Source organism: Odoribacter sp. N15.MGS-14, assembly GCF_000980245.1.
Taxonomy (GTDB): Bacteria; Bacteroidota; Bacteroidia; order Bacteroidales; family Marinifilaceae; genus Odoribacter; species Odoribacter splanchnicus.
In genome coordinates this window covers 1-16,551 of record NZ_LARE01000012.1, presented here as the reverse complement: position 1 = coordinate 16,551, position 16,551 = coordinate 1, and the positions used below count along the sequence as shown (strand labels likewise).

The following is a 16,551-nucleotide window of genomic DNA, read 5'->3' as shown; positions in this document are numbered from 1 at the left end:
AAAAAGTTATTCAGTATCTTCTTTATCACGGGAAAGGAAATCGTCCAGCGACGCAGCTGGAAAATCCATCCCTTCACCCCGGAAATTTTTCATTCGTAAATAAATCAAATAACGGCCCAAAATATTGAATCCCTCATCCATCCCTTTCATCAGGCTGTTTTCAGAAGAACGCCATACCCCGCCACTACATGAGAAACCACCGACATATACATCGGAAATCTTACCTCTGTCTTTCAATTCTTGCCAAGGTTTCGGAAATTCGGTCGACGACATCGATACATTCAGATACATTCCTGCCTCCTGCCATGACTTCAGGTAACTAGCCGTACTCGCATCGATAGGCCCACCGAAAGAATACTCATCGGCCAGTTTTCCGAAAGCATGTCCTCCGGCTTCATGGCGCACAATCTGGACAAAATTATTCGGGAAAGGCTCCTCAGATACCGGACAAATAGCTACTCCTTCCCCAGACTTGGTCAGGTTGGCTACCCCTCCGTAACGCTTACCGTTAGCCATCACAATCACAACATCCTGCGTCGGAATATAGTCTAAACCTGCCCCCTCAATACTAGTCTTGACAAACTCCTGAATAGCCGTATAATCACAATTCATACCGGTTCCGAACTCATCATACGAACACTTGAAACGGGTATTTACCTCCTTAGGCCCTCCATAAGTCGCATTATAGTCCGTACATCCTGATTCGGCAGATTCAGCATGCAGCAGGATAAATCCGAAACGTTCCGAATAAGTCTTGAAAGGCTCCAGTGACTCCATGCCCTCCATCGCTTCCTGGCAATACAAATCATAAACCCCCGATTCGATTTCTTCTTTCGTGAAACCGTCTCCAATCAGAATAAAATTAAAAGTAATACGCGGGAAATCAGGTACTGATGCAAAAGGATCATTATAAGTCGGTTTTTTCCAGATCACAGTATGTCCGTCGTAAGTTTTATACATCTGACTCAAGGATAGCGGGAAACTCAATCCCAGTACTTCATTTTCCAGACGTAATTTCGTACGGTTGAAAAACTCACCGGTATTGGGCTGTAACTCGAAAACCATCTTGAATTGTCCGTCTTCGCTTTTTGTCTCCTTTAATTTCACCCATTCTACCTCTTCGTCAAACACCACATCGAAAGGTATATTACATTCAAACGAATGTGTCAATTCTGTCATATCATATTTGGCAAACAGCTTATCGTTATTCAATTTCCATTTGGGTTCCGGATATTGGGTCACTTTCAGCGTATCGCTCAGATTACTCTGGGTGTCCTTCAAATAAACCATGGCTTCCCGGATAACACTGGAATTGTTCACTGTCAAAGTTAAAGCCAGGTTGCGGTCGGTTACCGCCTTGGTAACAGGGGCTGTTATCCAATCCACCCCTTCGCTGAAGGTTACCTTTAAAGTTCCGTTCGACCGGTAAGGAACTTTCAAGGAAGTATGGTTATATAAAGCGATGAACTCTTTTTCATTCAACTCCAATACCCCTTTTTCCATCTGATATACCGGTAAATTCCAGCTTTCTGTTCCTGCTTGAACCACCAGGCGTACTTTTCGTTCTATTTCAGTCGTATTTTCAATTACCGTAACCTTTACCTCACATTCTCCGGCCGGTCCACTTACCGGCTCCACCGATAACCACTCGGGAATATTTACAATTTTCCAGGCCTCACTAGAAGTTACCTGAATAATCTGCTCTGTCGCCAGAGAACCGAAACGCAGGGAACTCTCCGAGACTTCCAGCCGGGGCGTATCTACAGGATCGCCGTTGTCTGAGCAACCTCCTAAAAAGAAGGCTGCTCCCAAAAGAAACAATAAATTAATTAAATATTTCATATCTGATATTTTTACTTGTTAAAATGCAAGGAACGGACGAACTTCTCCATAACTTCCGGCCAGATCTCCATAGATATGCATCGTTTCCCACCAACCATTTCGCAAATAAAACTTAAATACCATCGGATGTATCTGATAATCGGTTTCTGTCGACGTATAAATCCGGTTGAAATAATCTGCCTCCCATGAATTGTCCTGGTTAATGATAAAACTGTTATCATTCCCGTAGAAATAGAACTCATCACCTCCATTATCAACGATCAACTGGTTAACAGCTTTACGTTTTTCTTTTATGGCTTCAGTAGGTTCACGACCAGCTTCACCATCAGGGGATAAAACTTCTCCGTCAATCCAGGCTACCATTGCCTGTATTTCTCGAATAGCCGGCAAATACCATCCGGGATTTCCATTCCCGTCATTCAAATCACTGACATAAGCGGCTACAGGATAATGAGTTTTCCAATCGGCAATCTGTTTGTAAGCTTTCATATTCTCCCGTCCGTCCGTTTCGCTACGGGCAATTGTACCCACATTGTTAGGATCATCTACATTGGTTTCATCATAAGGTAATCCGACACGATACCACAAGTTCAGATCCCTGTGAGCTTTCAAAGCTACCACTTTACCATGGGCACCTCCGTCACTGATTTCATATACCAGGCCTAAGGTTTCGCCATTGACTACATACAAATCACCTACTTTATAATATTTACTCTGTACAATAGTCAATTTCACTTTCACATCCGTCTGAGGAATTTCAACAATTAATTCAACAGAACGGGAACCGGCTTCCGCAGGTGTAGCACTGATCTTTATCTGATTATTAGTAAAGTCAGGTGTCACGGTACACCACTTATCTTCGCTTTCAGGCAGGGTTGTTCCCCACATTTTTGCATTCGTAGAGACTTTTACGATCACTTCATCTCCAGCCTCATTCAGGGTAACCCGGTCTGCCGAAAGTGCCAGTGACGGTTTGGTGCCGAGTTGAGTTACAATCACTTCACATGAAGCCGTATTAGAAGCCGCACCGGTACTCAGGGTAATGGTAGCCGTACGCTCTGTTTCCAACTCAGAAGCAGTCGCATTCACCTTCAACACGTCTCCCTCTGTACTGACAGAACACCATTCCTGTGCCTCTTTATTGACTTCTGCTTTCCAGTTTTCCCAGGAAGAGTTTACTTTTACCGTCATCTCACCGCCTTCTGTCTTAAAGTTGACTTTTTCCTGATCGGTAGAAATTTTCGCCAAAACATTTCCTTCCTGGATAACTATCAATTCTCCGTTCACAGAAGGAATAACACCGTAAGGTGTGGTTAATAAAATTGTAATGGTACGTTCATTCAGAGTCGGATTAGCTTCTACCGATAACAGATATTTATCCGTTTCTCCTTCTTTCGGCTCCATTTTTACCCATCCCGCGGCCACTATATTATATTTTTCAACCGTCGATAAAACCTCAATATCGACAGCCCCTCCGGCAGCATCTATACGGACAGTATCCGGATTCGCCATGATCATCGGCTCATTTCCCAATTGTTCGATAGCCAAAGTATCGGTGAAACGGTTACCTCCGACACCACCGGATACTTCCAACGTTGCACGCCGGGCTGTCAACAATTCATTAAATTCGGAAGTCAGTAATAATTTTGAATTTTCTGCATCAAGTCGTACGGTAATCCAATCAACCAAGGTATCCCCATGCCACTTGTACTCGATTTCCGGACTGAAAGTCATATACATCACTTCCCGGGTTTCTTCTTTCGGAGAAAAAACGACTTTTTCCGGAGAAAACATAATAGACATTTTATCTCCGGCCTTTTGGACAACGTCCAGGTACAAAGTTTTCATATTCTCTCCTTCCCCCGAAAAAATTTTCACCCGGGAAGAACGTACTAAGGTATCCAGATTTTGTAAAGGACTGATCACCAATTCTTTTTCAGAGACTTTCAATTTACACCATACACTGTCTTCCAGTGGAGACATCTCCGCTCCCCAGGGATAATTGGATTTCATAGCCAGTTTTTGCTCTCCGCCCATTGCCGGAAACTCAAAAGCTGTTTGATTTCCGCCAATTATCAACTCAACAGGCATATCGAGCCCATCATCATCTTTACAGGCAACGATACCCCATGCGATGAACACGAATAAAACACTAAAAAATAAATATTTTGTCTTCATAAATTTATATTTAATGGTTAACCATTTTTAAATAGCGACAGATAACATAACAGTAACTCCTGTATGTTCCGGAAAATAGCGGCATACTCCTCCGGCACATTGTATTCCCTCCCGATTCCGGCCATAATCGACAGATGCCCGCAAGCTGCGCCAGCTGTAACTCCCTCCGACACGATAATAATGAAGGCTATCACCATAACTTTCATAATTGCACATATCGCTTACATATACCATCCATGCCGGGGCCAATCCCAGCTCCAACAATCCCATGGCCCAACGCTGATTATCTTTTGAATCACTCCACACATGCTGTAACTCCATCCGTAAAGAAGTCTTCGGGGTAACTTTGTAAAGCAGATCGGCAACCAATACCTCTGAGTCCATCCTCATATTCCCAAAACCATATTTACTGAATTCCAGTTTTTTCTGGTGGAAAAACAACAATGTACTTTTGAAACTCTTCGACCATTTTCTCTCCAATTCCAAGCCGATCTCTCCATAAAGTAATTTTCCTTTCTGCCTGAAAAGATACGTACTCTCATCGTCCTTTTTCATAGTAAGACTCCGATACATAGATCCGTTCACTGCAAAAGACAGTGGATTTGCTGTTTTTTTTCCTATAGGCAGCTCCCCAAACAAACTGAATTGTCCTCCTGTCTCTCCTGCCATTTTTATCTCATGCGGAAATAAAGTCAACAATGCATATTTATGTTGCATGGTCAATGCCGGCACATAATTCAAACTGACACTTTCATCGTTTAAGCAATCGTCGACCCGCAAATCTCCGTTTTCAAAAGCACGAAACGTAGCGGAAAAACCTATTCCCGGAGCATCGATCCCTGCATACAACAGCACATTACGACCTTTTCCATAGCGGATATTATATGCGTCGTCCCAATACAAAGAGCGACTCTTTGCAACATATTCCCCTCCCAGGGAAAATATCCCCTTGGACAAATCCAGCCTGCCGGCATAATTCCGTACTACCCGGTCGGCCTTCACATCATGTTCGTCACTTCTGTCATCACGCAATACCCAAGAACCACCCACCGAAAGCAGCATTCCGTTTTCCGGGAACAACAAACTCCCCAAATCCATTTCTCCATCTGCACCATAGATCCGTACCGGAGCATATTCCCGAAATTTCTGCGGTACTCCGGCCACACCTTTCAAAGTCACCCCATCCCACGGACGCCACCTGATATTTCCCCCCATCAAGGCATTATTAATCCCCAAGGCCCTTTCCTCATAAGTACGGAAAATCAAACCACTTCCAAACTGTTCATATACCGTCCCTGCACGTAATTCCAAAGACTTACCGGTCCATTCAGCAAATCCTCTCATCAACTTACATCCCTCCCAGTCCGGAGAAAAACCAATCATCGGAGGTTCATAGATATCATACTCCAGACCAAACCGGAAAGCTTTAAATGAATATCCTAAAGTCAGATAAGTATTGGTAGCCACTTTATCTTCTACCTTCTTCACCCCCAACTTATCATCCTTCATGTAGAATCCCCAGTTCGTCTCCAGACTTCCGCTAAAATGTCCCTTGGAGTGCTGTATTTCCTGAGCTTGTACAAACCCGGAAAATACAGCAAATACAACCAATAAAACAGGAATTTTACAATTACACATTCCTACCTATATTCAAAGATTCAATACCCGACATTCGTCCCAATAGCAACCTGTTGCACATTCTCAACCACCCCCTGTTCGTTCGTTACAAAAACCACAAGCGTACTCTTTACCGGATCTGCTTTTCCCATATTGATCTGGAATTTAATTTCTTTCGGGGCACCCGGTTCAAAAGCCACCGCTTCCTCTCCTTCAAATGAAGGCATATAATCACGCATGGTATGAAACCACTCTATCATCCCTAAAGAAACATGATTCAAATACATGCCATCTTCAACCAAAGCAGCGATCACTTTACCGTTGAAAGATTTTTTACTACCGATCACAGCAGTCAATTCAACTTGTTTTTTATCTTCCGATAAAGAATTTTTAATGGCGATAGCAACCTCAGCCTTGGATTTAATAGCCGACAGTAATCCATCACGTCCCATAGCATCGACTGAAAATTTATCTTTATTACGATCTAAATAAACCGAAGGAGTACCCGTAGAGCCGAAATATGCAATAAAAGCTTTCTCCATCTCCCGGCTGCGTTCATCGTATTTCTGCCACATTTCAGGAGATTGTCCCTCGTAATGCGTCTCGATCAAAACGATTCTGGGATCTTTCCGGGCCAATGCATCTTCTTCAGTCAGTAATTGGATTGTACTGGTACAGTATCCGCAATTCGTTCCAGTCAGGCTTTCTACTAACATACGCGCTGTAAACTCACCTTCTTTAAATGCACCCAAATTCAATGCCTCTTCAGCTTCTTTCCCCTGCCACATTGCAGTAATTCGATGCATCCCGGCCTCTGTCGTTCCGAAATAGGGGCTATCTAACTTTTCCCCGTCAATATAAAACTCTCCCCCAGAAATACGGCTCCCCTGCTCATCAACTAAATAAAGACAGGCAAAATCTCCGCCATCTGCCACGATACTCTTTTTATCAGAAGTCACCTTTAACTTTACATTCTCATTCATAGCAATCACATCCAAGGTATTAGATACAATTCCCTTGTAAGTTGCAACAACTTTATAAGTACCCGGAGTGTCAGAAGACAAGGTGTTATCGACTAATTCCTGGTCATTGGCTTTATACACACACTGTGTACTCACATCTTTCCCGGTATTGTCCTTCACGGTAAAAACTACAGCATCCACACCATCTGCTGAAAAATAAAAACGGTCTGAAGTCAAGGTAAGACCGCTTAAAATGCCGTCACCAGTATCATCTCCATCGTCCGAATCAGAACAAGAAAACGCTACCACACAGATAACAGACAAAAACAATAAAAACGATTTTCTCATAATTTATAAGTTTAAAAGTTATTTTTCAAATAAGAAACGTATACCCCACCTGACAGGGTGACTGAAAAAAAATACATTTCAGGAAAAATATTTTTCCGGCGGCAAAGGGTAAGATCCATTTCATTGGTTCTCCCGGAAATATCCCTGGGATTTTATATATAAAATCAAAAGAATTGTCACCCGAATAACAGGGCTACACGTTTCTTAAAAAGAAGTAACTTATTCATCCTAATAAAAAGAAAAAAATGAAAACAGGAATTCTAATTTTACTCACTTTATTGATCTGGAACCTACAAGTTTGCGGACAAATGATTCCGGAAAATGTAACCTTAAAACAATTGGACGGGAAAAAAATTACTTTTAAAGACGCAGTACAACAAGGCCCGGTAATCATATCGTTTTGGGCAACCTGGTGTAAGCCTTGCCAAAGTGAACTGGAAGCATTAAAAGATTTAGAAGACTCCTGGAAAAATAAAGTCCGGATTATAGCAGTATCAATTGATGATGCCAGAGCAATGGCTAAAGTAAAATCCCTTGTAAAAGGGAAAAAATGGCCATTCGAAGTACTGCTCGACCCGAATAAAGAGCTATATAAAGCATTCAATATTTCAGCAATTCCCTATGTTTTAGTTATAAACGATAAGAAAGTGGTATGGACCCATTCCGGATACATGCCAGGTAATGAAGTTTTAGTTGTAGACAAAGCATTAGAAACAATCGGAAAAAAATGATATAGTAGAGAAAATAAAACAGTTTTAATGGCTGAAAAGTTATAGGATTACTAATAAATTATAGAGGAAAATAAGTAATTTCATATATTTGCCATTATTTTTGTTCGTTATTATTATACTATGCTGAAAAAAGCCTCAGACAACCATGCTAAAACTGATTTACAGGAATTCTCATATGACCAGCCAGATGTATTCGACCGGTTATTCGACCGCCATTACACTTCACTTTGGTCATTCGCATTTCACTATGTTAAAGACAAAGACATAGCGGAAGATTTGGTACAAGAGGCTTTTATCCAGTTGTGGGATCATTTAAAAGGATTTGACAGCTTTACAGCTATCCGTGTATATCTTTTCCGGAATGTCCGGAATGCAGCACTTGATTATCTCCGGCATGACAAAGTACGAAACAGGAATAGTACAGAACTCAATGTATGGCTACAAAATGAATTGAGGGAGCCATTGGAGCGTAAAATCATAGAAGAGGAGGTATTCGGATCTATGTACGATGCAATTTATAAATTACCGGAACAGACACGAAAAATTGTACTACTGACGCTGGAAGGAGTATCTAATCCCAAAATCGCCGAACAATTGAAAATTTCGGTTAATACACTGAAAACTTTAAAAAAAAGAGCTTATCAATACCTCCGTAATGAACTTGGACCATACAGGTTTACTCTTCTGAATTGGATATTTTTGTTGCGGAAATTAATAAAAAGAAATAATAATTAAAAATAAAATCCAGGGGCATTTTTTCTTCTATTCCGATTCCGGTTTTTATACCGTCAGACCGGTGGTGTCTGACGGAAACGTAACGTAAAGTTTTTTGCGAAGTGAGGAGTCCCGCCGGTCAGTGATAGAAAAAGGTAGACGACCGACAGAGGTGACCGGGTCGACAATTCCGATCACCGGAGACGAATTGGTAACGAAATAAACCTACATTTTAGCCGGAGATTATTTCTTGCGGCGCAATTCAAAATTTTTCCCCAAATATACTCTCCGTACCTCCGGGTCGGCAGCCAGATGCTCTGCTGTTCCGGCTTGCAGGATACGGCCGTCGTAAAGCAGATAGGCCCGGTCGGTGATCGAAAGTGTTTCCTGTACATTGTGGTCGGTAATCAAAATACCGATGTTCTTATCCTTCAATTTCTGTACGATATTTTGAATATCTTCGACTGCGATAGGGTCTACACCGGCAAAAGGCTCGTCCAACAAAATAAATTTAGGCCGGATCGAAAGTGCCCGGGCAATTTCCGTACGGCGTCGTTCTCCTCCCGACAACTGGATTCCCAGGCTTTTACGGATATGCTGCAACCCGAATTCGTCGAGCATTTCTTCGAGCCGGTCTTTCTGCTCTTCTTTGGTCATTTTGGTCATTTCCAATACAGCGCGGATATTGTCTTCGACACTCAGCCGCCGGAACACCGAAGCCTCCTGTGCCAAATAACCTACCCCCAACTGTGCACGCTTATAAACCGGTTCTTTGGTTATTTCCTGATCATCCAGAAAGATCCGACCACCATTCGGAGTGATCAGTCCGACAATCATATAAAAAGAAGTCGTTTTCCCAGCACCATTAGGCCCCAACAAACCCACAATCTCTCCTTGCTCCACTTGCACCGATACATCTTTGACAACGGTACGACTTTTATATTTCTTTATCAAATGTTCTGCTCTTAGTATCATCATGTGCTGTTTTAGATCACAAAGATAAGAAAAAGACAGAGAGGAAGAAAAAAAATACAAGGACTACAGGAAAATGATTTAAAAATTCAAATAAACAGAAAAATTAATAGCAAAATTCTGGACATGCTGTCCTGGCCGGTCTTCGCGGTGGGTCAGTCTCCATATCGCATCGATCCGGAACAGCCGGAAAATATTTTCTATGCCGACCCCTGTTTCAAAATAGGGCTTGGACACCGAAGACATTCCCTCGGGGAACAACAGTATGGCCCGGGTATCGGGCAGGCTTCCGTTATTCTTATCGGAAAGTGTTCCGATCAATCCTTTGAAAATAAATACTTCCCGCCATTTCAATTTTTTCATCAAAGGAATCTTCCCCAAAAAGAAACCTTTAAAATGATGTTCGTAGAAAAATGCCAGCCAGGTATCCGAAGCAAACTCATAGTAATTCATACATGAGAAAGCGTAAGGATCATAAAAATAGGTAGCGTTTCCTTCGTGAAGTTTCAGTAAAGGATAAGGCACTTTCCCGAAAATTTTTCCTCCGGTCAGTACCACATGAGACTTACCGATCGGCGAAATCGGAAAATCATAATTGATAGAAGCTACAGCCCGGTAAAATTCATAGTCATTTTTAAACAGCCCCTTCACCCCCATGGCCAGATCGACGCCGATAATCGGATAATCGGATCCTAAACTGTATTTATCGAATGCTTTACGAACGACTATTTCATCTTTAGACAAACGGGTATTCAAGCGTACTATCGTCGACTGTACAGAGGGCATCAATTCTCCGTCAGGTTTCACAAAAGGCACATAAGGATTAGAAAACAGGTCCCTGACCTGTACCCCAAAAGTATTGGAAACCCCTTGCCGCCATTCTTTCTCAAAGTTCACATCCAACTGGTTGACCATACTCAACCGATCGTTATCCCCTCTCGAAAAGATTGAACTCAGGATATTTCCTTCGGTAAACGCATTGATTCCCGCTCCCAATTGCACGACATCGTGTTTGAAAGCAGCCGATAACTTCGAAGTCGGTAAATCGTTGAAGGAATAATCGAATCCACCGGCTCCTTTCCAGCGACGATCCTTCGTTCCATAGGCTCCGTAACCGAAAAGACGGATTTTCTTGCTGAAATCGGTTGTAGTCCGGGCGCCCAACTGAAAACGGCATCCTTCCTGTTTGTTGAAGCTAAGCAACTTATAATAAGGTCCCCACTCTACATATTCGGTATCGTAATACCCACCCAGGACCATAGAGACAATCGTGTATATATTTTGATACAGGGGTACGTTTTTAATCGAATCGACCATTCCATAGATCTGTTTTTCCTTACCACTCAATGCATAGGGCCGGATCGTATCCCAAAAACGATCGTCATTTTTCAGGACATTATTATCGATAATCACATTATTATCCATTTTGAGCACCCTGTCGGGAATGACCGGATTCAGCTGTATATGCGAGTAATCTACTTGCCGGTGCCCCAAAAAGGACACCATCTTCGAAGAATCGGACATGACGATGGAAAAATCGGCAAAGATTTTATCCTGCTTCGGAAACCAGACCGAATCGTCCAGGAACTGATTTTCATTATCCAACACCAGGTGTCTGATCCAGTTCACATTCAACCCCTTCATCATTTTGACGTGAGCCGATTGCAATGCCCAGGTCATCGAATCGATATTTACTTCCCCATCCAATACAGGTGTAGAGAAAGATTTGGGATGAAATCTGATTTTATAGGTCTTCCGGCCATCGATCTGCAAACTATCGACCAGGAAATATTTATAAAATAAAAGCCCGTGATCCGAAAGCGGACTGGCGAAACGTACTTCGAAAATATCGATATAGTTGTCGTAAAAATTGACGTTGGCATGTAAATGGCCGGTAAACTGCGCCAAGGTATAGTCTTCTTCAATACCGGAAATCCGGCTGGCATTCACAATCTCCCGGGATAAGGACGGTGACTTCCGGTAATAATAATCGGCAGAAGCTTCGGAAATCATCACAGGCAGATAAGCCTTTCCCGTAATGACCGAAGTATCCATGTGCTCGAAGATAAATCCGAAATTCTTTTGTAACTTCTTATTTTTAAACCCTGGCTTGATATTCGTCAGGTCGAGCTCCATCTTGGTATAAGTCTTACAATAATATTGTTCGAACCGGGCAGGATTATTTCTGTATTTGTTTTTACTGACATTCCGGAGGATCACATGTGCCGGATTTTCTCCGGGAGTAACTTTTACCTCGTCCAGATCGAAAGTCTGAGGTTCCAGCTGAAAATCGACAGCATTGTACGCCCCCTTGTTTATCTTTACTGTTTTCGGGAGATAACCGACAAAAGACGCCTGGAGCTCAGTCACTTCTTCGCGGGTTTCGAGGTAATATTCTCCATCGAAGTCGGTGGTCATTCCAATAGTCGTCCCGGTAAAAAAAACATTGACCAGAGGTAAAACTTCTCCCGTCTTGGCATCCGTCACTTTCCCCTTCACCCGGGTACTCTGAGCCCACATGCATTGTCCAAGTAACAGTAATACAACTAATAATACGATTCTTTTATTCATGATCATTATACTACCCCTTCTCTCAATATATCGTGGATATGAACCATTCCCTTGTATTTTTTATCTTCGTCCACGACCACCAATTGAGTGATACTATTCTGTTCCATTTTCTGGAAAGCGTTGTAAGCGAGTTCTTCTTCCTGAATAGTTTTCGGAGAAACCGACATAATATCCCGGGCTTTCAAGCCATCCACATCTTCATATTTCTCGAGCATACGTCTCAAATCCCCGTCGGTAATAATGCCTAACAATCCTCCTTCGGCATCGGTCACCGCCACTGCGCCCAATCTTCCGCCCGACATCTCCAATATCACTTTACGGATTCCGTCTTCCAAAGATACATAAGGCCGGTTATCCTGATCGAATACATCGGATACCCGGGTATATAAACGTTTCCCCAAGGATCCTCCGGGATGATATTTAGCAAAATCACGGCTTGAAAAACTCCTGCATTGGATCAGACAAATAGCAAGGGCATCTCCCATCACAAGTTGTGCTGTCGTCGAGTTGGTCGGCGCCAGATTATTCGGGCAAGCTTCACGGTCGACCTGTGCTTTCAATACATAAGCCGCATTCTTTGCCAGGAAAGAATCGGTATTCGATACCATAGCCACGATCTGTTCGTTACCGACATTCCGGATCAACGGGACCAGCACCTTGATTTCGGGGGTGTTCCCGCTTTTGGAAATACAAATGACGACATCGTCGTGGCAAATCATCCCCAGATCACCGTGGATAGCGTCGGCCGCATGCATAAAAACAGCAGGAGTACCGGTCGAATTGAGAGTAGCCACTATTTTTTGGGCAATAATGGCACTTTTACCTATACCTGTAACGATCACCCGTCCTTTCGTATTATAGATCAATCGGACCACTTTTTCGAAATCGTCGTCGATAAATCGAGCCAGATTCTGTATAGCTAAAGCTTCATCAGCAATTACTTTTTTTGCAACCTCCTTAATATCAACCATCTTAGATTATTCTTTAAAATATTTCTTAAACAATAGACAATATTTATGCCAAAAAAATCAGAAAAAATTATGGTAACCCGATTTTTTTCCTATAACTTTACTAAACGACAAAAATACCAATTTTTGTCATTCATTTGCTTAGGTGATCATAACATTTATTGTGCCATTTTGTTTGTCCAAACAAATTAAGTTATAAATTTGCATTTCCTTGAGAAAAAGGGTGTGCAAAATATATGAATAATACAATGGGATTGCAGATTAATTTACACGCAAAATTAAAAGAGTATTTTGGCTTCGATCATTTCAAAGGAAATCAGGAAGCCATCATTAAGAACGTGCTGGCAGGAAATAACACTTTTGTATTGATGCCTACAGGAGGTGGTAAATCGTTGTGTTATCAATTACCGGCATTGCTTCTCGAGGGCACCGCGATTATTATTTCTCCGCTGATTGCTCTGATGAAAAATCAGGTGGATGCCATGCGTTCATTTTCAGCCGCTGAAGGAGTTGCGCATTTTCTCAACTCTTCGTTGACCAAAAATGAGATTTTAAATGTGAAAGAAGACATTTTGAGCGGTAAAACGAAAATGCTCTATGTTGCTCCCGAATCCTTGACCAAGGAAAGTAATGTTGAATTTCTAAAGAAGATCAAGATTTCTTTCTTTGCTGTGGATGAGGCACATTGTATCTCGGAATGGGGCCACGATTTCCGGACAGAATACCGGAAAATCCGTCCGATCGTCGAAGAAATCGGTAAAGCGCCGATCATTGCATTGACTGCGACAGCGACACCCAAAGTGCAGAACGACATCCAGAAGAACCTGGATATGATGGATGCCCAGGTTTTTAAATCTTCTTTCAACCGACCGAACCTATACTACGAAGTACGTCCTAAACAAGGAGATGTCACGAAAGACATTATTAAGTTTATTAAAAACCATGAAGGGAAATCCGGTATCATCTACTGTCTGAGCCGGAAGAAAGTGGAAGAACTGGCGGAAGTGCTTAGTATCAACGGTATCAAAGCAGCTCCTTATCATGCGGGAATGGATGCCAGTACCCGAAGTACCAACCAGGACCGCTTCCTGATGGAAGAGGTGGACGTTATTGTAGCGACCATTGCTTTCGGTATGGGGATCGACAAACCAGACGTACGCTTTGTCATCCATTATGACATTCCTAAAAGTCTCGAAGGGTATTATCAGGAGACAGGACGGGCAGGACGGGATGGTGGCGAAGGAATCTGTCTGACTTATTATAGTTTTAAAGACATCCAAAAGCTCGAAAAGTTTATGCAGGGGAAACCCATTGCCGAACAGGAAATCGGTAAACAATTGCTGATGGAAACAGTCGCTTATGCCGAGACTTCTTTATGCCGGCGTAAAGTACTGCTCCATTATTTCGGAGAAACCTATGAAGAAGACAACTGCGGCTGTTGTGACAACTGCCTCTATCCGAAGAAAGAGTTCGAAGGCGAAGATTATATGGTCGATGCCCTGCAACTGGTCAGCGATGTTAAAGAAAAATTCAAAATCGAACATTTGGTTAATATCCTCATCGGTGAAGCCGATTCTGCCATCAAATCGTATAAGCATGATAAACTGGAATTATTCGGTGCCGGTTCGGAAAAAAGCCGGCAATTCTGGACGATGGTATACCGGAGGGCTTTAGTCAGTTCATTTATCGAAAAAGATATAGAACAATACGGAGTAATCAAACTAACGGATGAAGGCCAAAAATTTTTGGATAACCCTAAAAGTTTTATGCTGATGGAAGATCACAATTTCGACGAGAACGAAGAAGAAGAAAAGATACAGGAGAAAGGTGGTGTATCTGCGTTGGACAGCACTTTATTCGCTATCCTGAAAGATTTACGGAAGAAAATAGCCAAGACCAATAACTTGCCTCCTTACGTCATTTTCCAGGACCCGTCACTGGAAGATATGTGTACCAATTATCCGATCACACTCGAAGAATTGGCCAACATCCAGGGCGTAGGTGCCGGGAAAGCACAGAAATACGGCAAAGAATTCGTCGAAGTCATCAAACAATACGTTGAAGACAACGAGATCGAACGGGCACAGGATATGGTCGTGAAAACAGTAGCCAATAAATCCAAATTCAAAGTATACATCATCCAGAATATCGACCGCCAGATCGATCTGGAAGATATCGCTTCGGCTTTGGGGCTCAACTTCGACGAACTGATCAAGGAGATGGAAGCGATCGTCTTTTCCGGAACGAAATTAAACATCGATTATTATATCAATAAGATCCTCGACGAAGAGCAACAGCAGGAAATCATGGATTATTTTATGGAGGCGAGTTCCGACAATATTTCCGAAGCTTTCGACGAATTCGAAGGAGATTATGCAGAAGAAGATCTTCGGCTGATGCGGCTGAAGTTACATTCCAAACACGGAAACTGACAATGGAAAAAGTTGCGGGAAATATTGGGGGTAAGTCGAAATGATCGATACCCCCTCTTTTTTCGTCAACTATAAGGGGTATGTCACTGTGTCACAAACACTCTCCAACTGCCATCCTTTTCACCTCGCTCAACGTATTTCTTCTGAATGAGTTGGTCAGGCAGTTTTTGAATGGCAGCGATGCTTATGCCTGTAATTTCTTTCACATCATTATATATTTCAACAGCAACCAGATCATTGAAATATTTCAAGAACGGACGGATATCTTTAATATCCGCATGGGCACCATCGCCAGGTATAGGACCGACTTCAAGGTCTGTTTGATGCAAAGCCTCAAGATACTCACTCTTCTTGCGACTACGAATCACAACCATCGGATAATTATGGCAAGTCAGAATAAAATTCACCATCAACCGGGCAATACGGCCATTATCATCCTCAAAGGGGTGAATTCGTATATATCGGTAATGAAACAAGGCAGCCAACTCCACCGGAGAGAGTTTTCCCTCTTGCCCTGCCCTGTTATTTTCCCTGTCCTTTTCAGACAATGGCTGTAATTCCTGCCATGCGGCCAAAGCCTTCTTTATATTAAGATATTTCATATAGTACCATACCCATTATCATATCATGTAAATATAACTGCCAAAAATGTTTTTAATATGGTTGTATAGCTACAACCTTTTTCATTGTTTGTCACAATGAATAAAACTAAAAAAGGGGATGTGCCAGGCACACCCCCTTCTATTTATACAAAGGGTTTGAATTAAAACCGGAAGCCTAGTTTAATCATGGGACTGGCCAGGAAATTGAACTGATGTGTATCTGCCGACAACATCTTCACTCCGGCCTGAGGTCTGAGATTATTTACTGCATAAGAATAACCTACGGGGCAAATCTCGATACCGGTATAGATGGCATCTGCAATAAAATACTGGAATCCGGTGACGAACGAACCGTTGATGTTAAACGTCTCGCCGACAGCCTTCCCGCTATAAGTTTCATCTTCGGCATTTGCCGTACTACGTCCGTAAGCAAATCCTGCTTCAAGTCCGTAATAAAAGAACAAACGCTGATATCTGGTCGCTACATAACGGTCGCAACCGAGTCCGGCCTGATACTGTAGTCTGTTACTTTCCGGGACGAAGCTATAATTCGGAATATCTCCGATCTCAGCCTCATCACCTTCGGCCGTGCCCGGGAGTGCGCTATACTCAGG

12 protein-coding genes are annotated in these 16,551 nt (G+C 42.5%); 3 read left to right on the top strand and 9 right to left on the bottom strand.

The features are described 5' to 3' along the window. Positions 1-6: 6 nt before the first annotated feature. From WS34_RS04460 to WS34_RS04445, 4 genes are read right to left on the bottom strand one after another with little or no spacing between them, the layout of a single operon-like run. Complete coding sequence (locus tag WS34_RS04460) at positions 7-1,842, bottom strand: M64 family metallopeptidase (RefSeq protein ID WP_046403396.1); 1,836 nt, start codon at positions 1,840-1,842, stop codon at positions 7-9. An 18-nt stretch (positions 1,843-1,860) separates the two neighbouring features. Next, positions 1,861-4,020 (bottom strand): BACON domain-containing protein, encoded by a 2,160-nt coding sequence (locus tag WS34_RS04455; RefSeq protein ID WP_046403393.1) that lies wholly within the window; start codon positions 4,018-4,020, stop codon positions 1,861-1,863. Between the two features lie 27 nt (positions 4,021-4,047). Further along, on the bottom strand, positions 4,048-5,658 hold the full coding sequence (locus tag WS34_RS04450) for a DUF6029 family protein (RefSeq protein ID WP_046403391.1): 1,611 nt from the start codon (positions 5,656-5,658) through the stop codon (positions 4,048-4,050). Positions 5,659-5,678: 20 nt separating this feature from the next. Beyond that, positions 5,679-6,947 carry an Omp28-related outer membrane protein gene (locus WS34_RS04445; RefSeq protein WP_046403388.1) on the bottom strand — a complete coding sequence of 423 codons (1,269 nt, stop codon included), beginning with the start codon at positions 6,945-6,947 and terminating at the stop codon, positions 5,679-5,681. Between the two features lie 245 nt (positions 6,948-7,192). Between WS34_RS04445 and WS34_RS04440 the strand changes: the two genes are divergently transcribed. Further along, the gene (locus tag WS34_RS04440; RefSeq protein WP_022160187.1) at positions 7,193-7,678 is read left to right on the top strand and encodes a TlpA family protein disulfide reductase; all 486 of its coding nucleotides are present in this window, start codon (positions 7,193-7,195) and stop codon (positions 7,676-7,678) included. A 120-nt stretch (positions 7,679-7,798) separates the two neighbouring features. Further along, on the top strand, positions 7,799-8,413 hold the full coding sequence (locus tag WS34_RS04435; protein WP_087394931.1) for an RNA polymerase sigma-70 factor: 615 nt from the start codon (positions 7,799-7,801) through the stop codon (positions 8,411-8,413). Positions 8,414-8,635: 222 nt separating this feature from the next. On the opposite strand, the gene lptB is transcribed toward WS34_RS04435, so the two are convergent. The 3 genes from lptB to WS34_RS04420 all read right to left on the bottom strand — a co-directional run bounded on the left by lptB (position 8,636) and on the right by WS34_RS04420 (position 12,906). Next, a complete protein-coding gene (lptB, locus tag WS34_RS04430) occupies positions 8,636-9,367 on the bottom strand; it encodes an LPS export ABC transporter ATP-binding protein (protein ID WP_022160188.1) in 732 nt (243 codons plus the stop codon). 78 nt (positions 9,368-9,445) lie between these two features. Further along, on the bottom strand, positions 9,446-11,935 hold the full coding sequence (locus WS34_RS04425; protein WP_046403418.1) for a DUF5686 and carboxypeptidase-like regulatory domain-containing protein: 2,490 nt from the start codon (positions 11,933-11,935) through the stop codon (positions 9,446-9,448). Positions 11,936-11,940: 5 nt separating this feature from the next. Beyond that, positions 11,941-12,906 carry a KpsF/GutQ family sugar-phosphate isomerase gene (locus tag WS34_RS04420; protein ID WP_013611903.1) on the bottom strand — a complete coding sequence of 322 codons (966 nt, stop codon included), beginning with the start codon at positions 12,904-12,906 and terminating at the stop codon, positions 11,941-11,943. Between the two features lie 245 nt (positions 12,907-13,151). On the opposite strand from WS34_RS04420, the gene recQ reads away from it, so the two are divergent. After that, positions 13,152-15,335 (top strand): DNA helicase RecQ, encoded by a 2,184-nt coding sequence (gene recQ / locus WS34_RS04415; protein WP_013611904.1) that lies wholly within the window; start codon positions 13,152-13,154, stop codon positions 15,333-15,335. An 83-nt stretch (positions 15,336-15,418) separates the two neighbouring features. Here recQ and WS34_RS04410 read toward each other — a convergent pair whose 3' ends face one another. Together WS34_RS04410 and WS34_RS04405 are read right to left on the bottom strand one after the other, a co-directional pair. Further along, on the bottom strand, positions 15,419-15,937 hold the full coding sequence (locus WS34_RS04410) for a Fic family protein (protein ID WP_046403385.1): 519 nt from the start codon (positions 15,935-15,937) through the stop codon (positions 15,419-15,421). Positions 15,938-16,098: 161 nt separating this feature from the next. After that, on the bottom strand, positions 16,099-16,551 hold a 453-nt coding region (locus WS34_RS04405; protein ID WP_046403383.1), incomplete at its 5' end, for a BT1926 family outer membrane beta-barrel protein.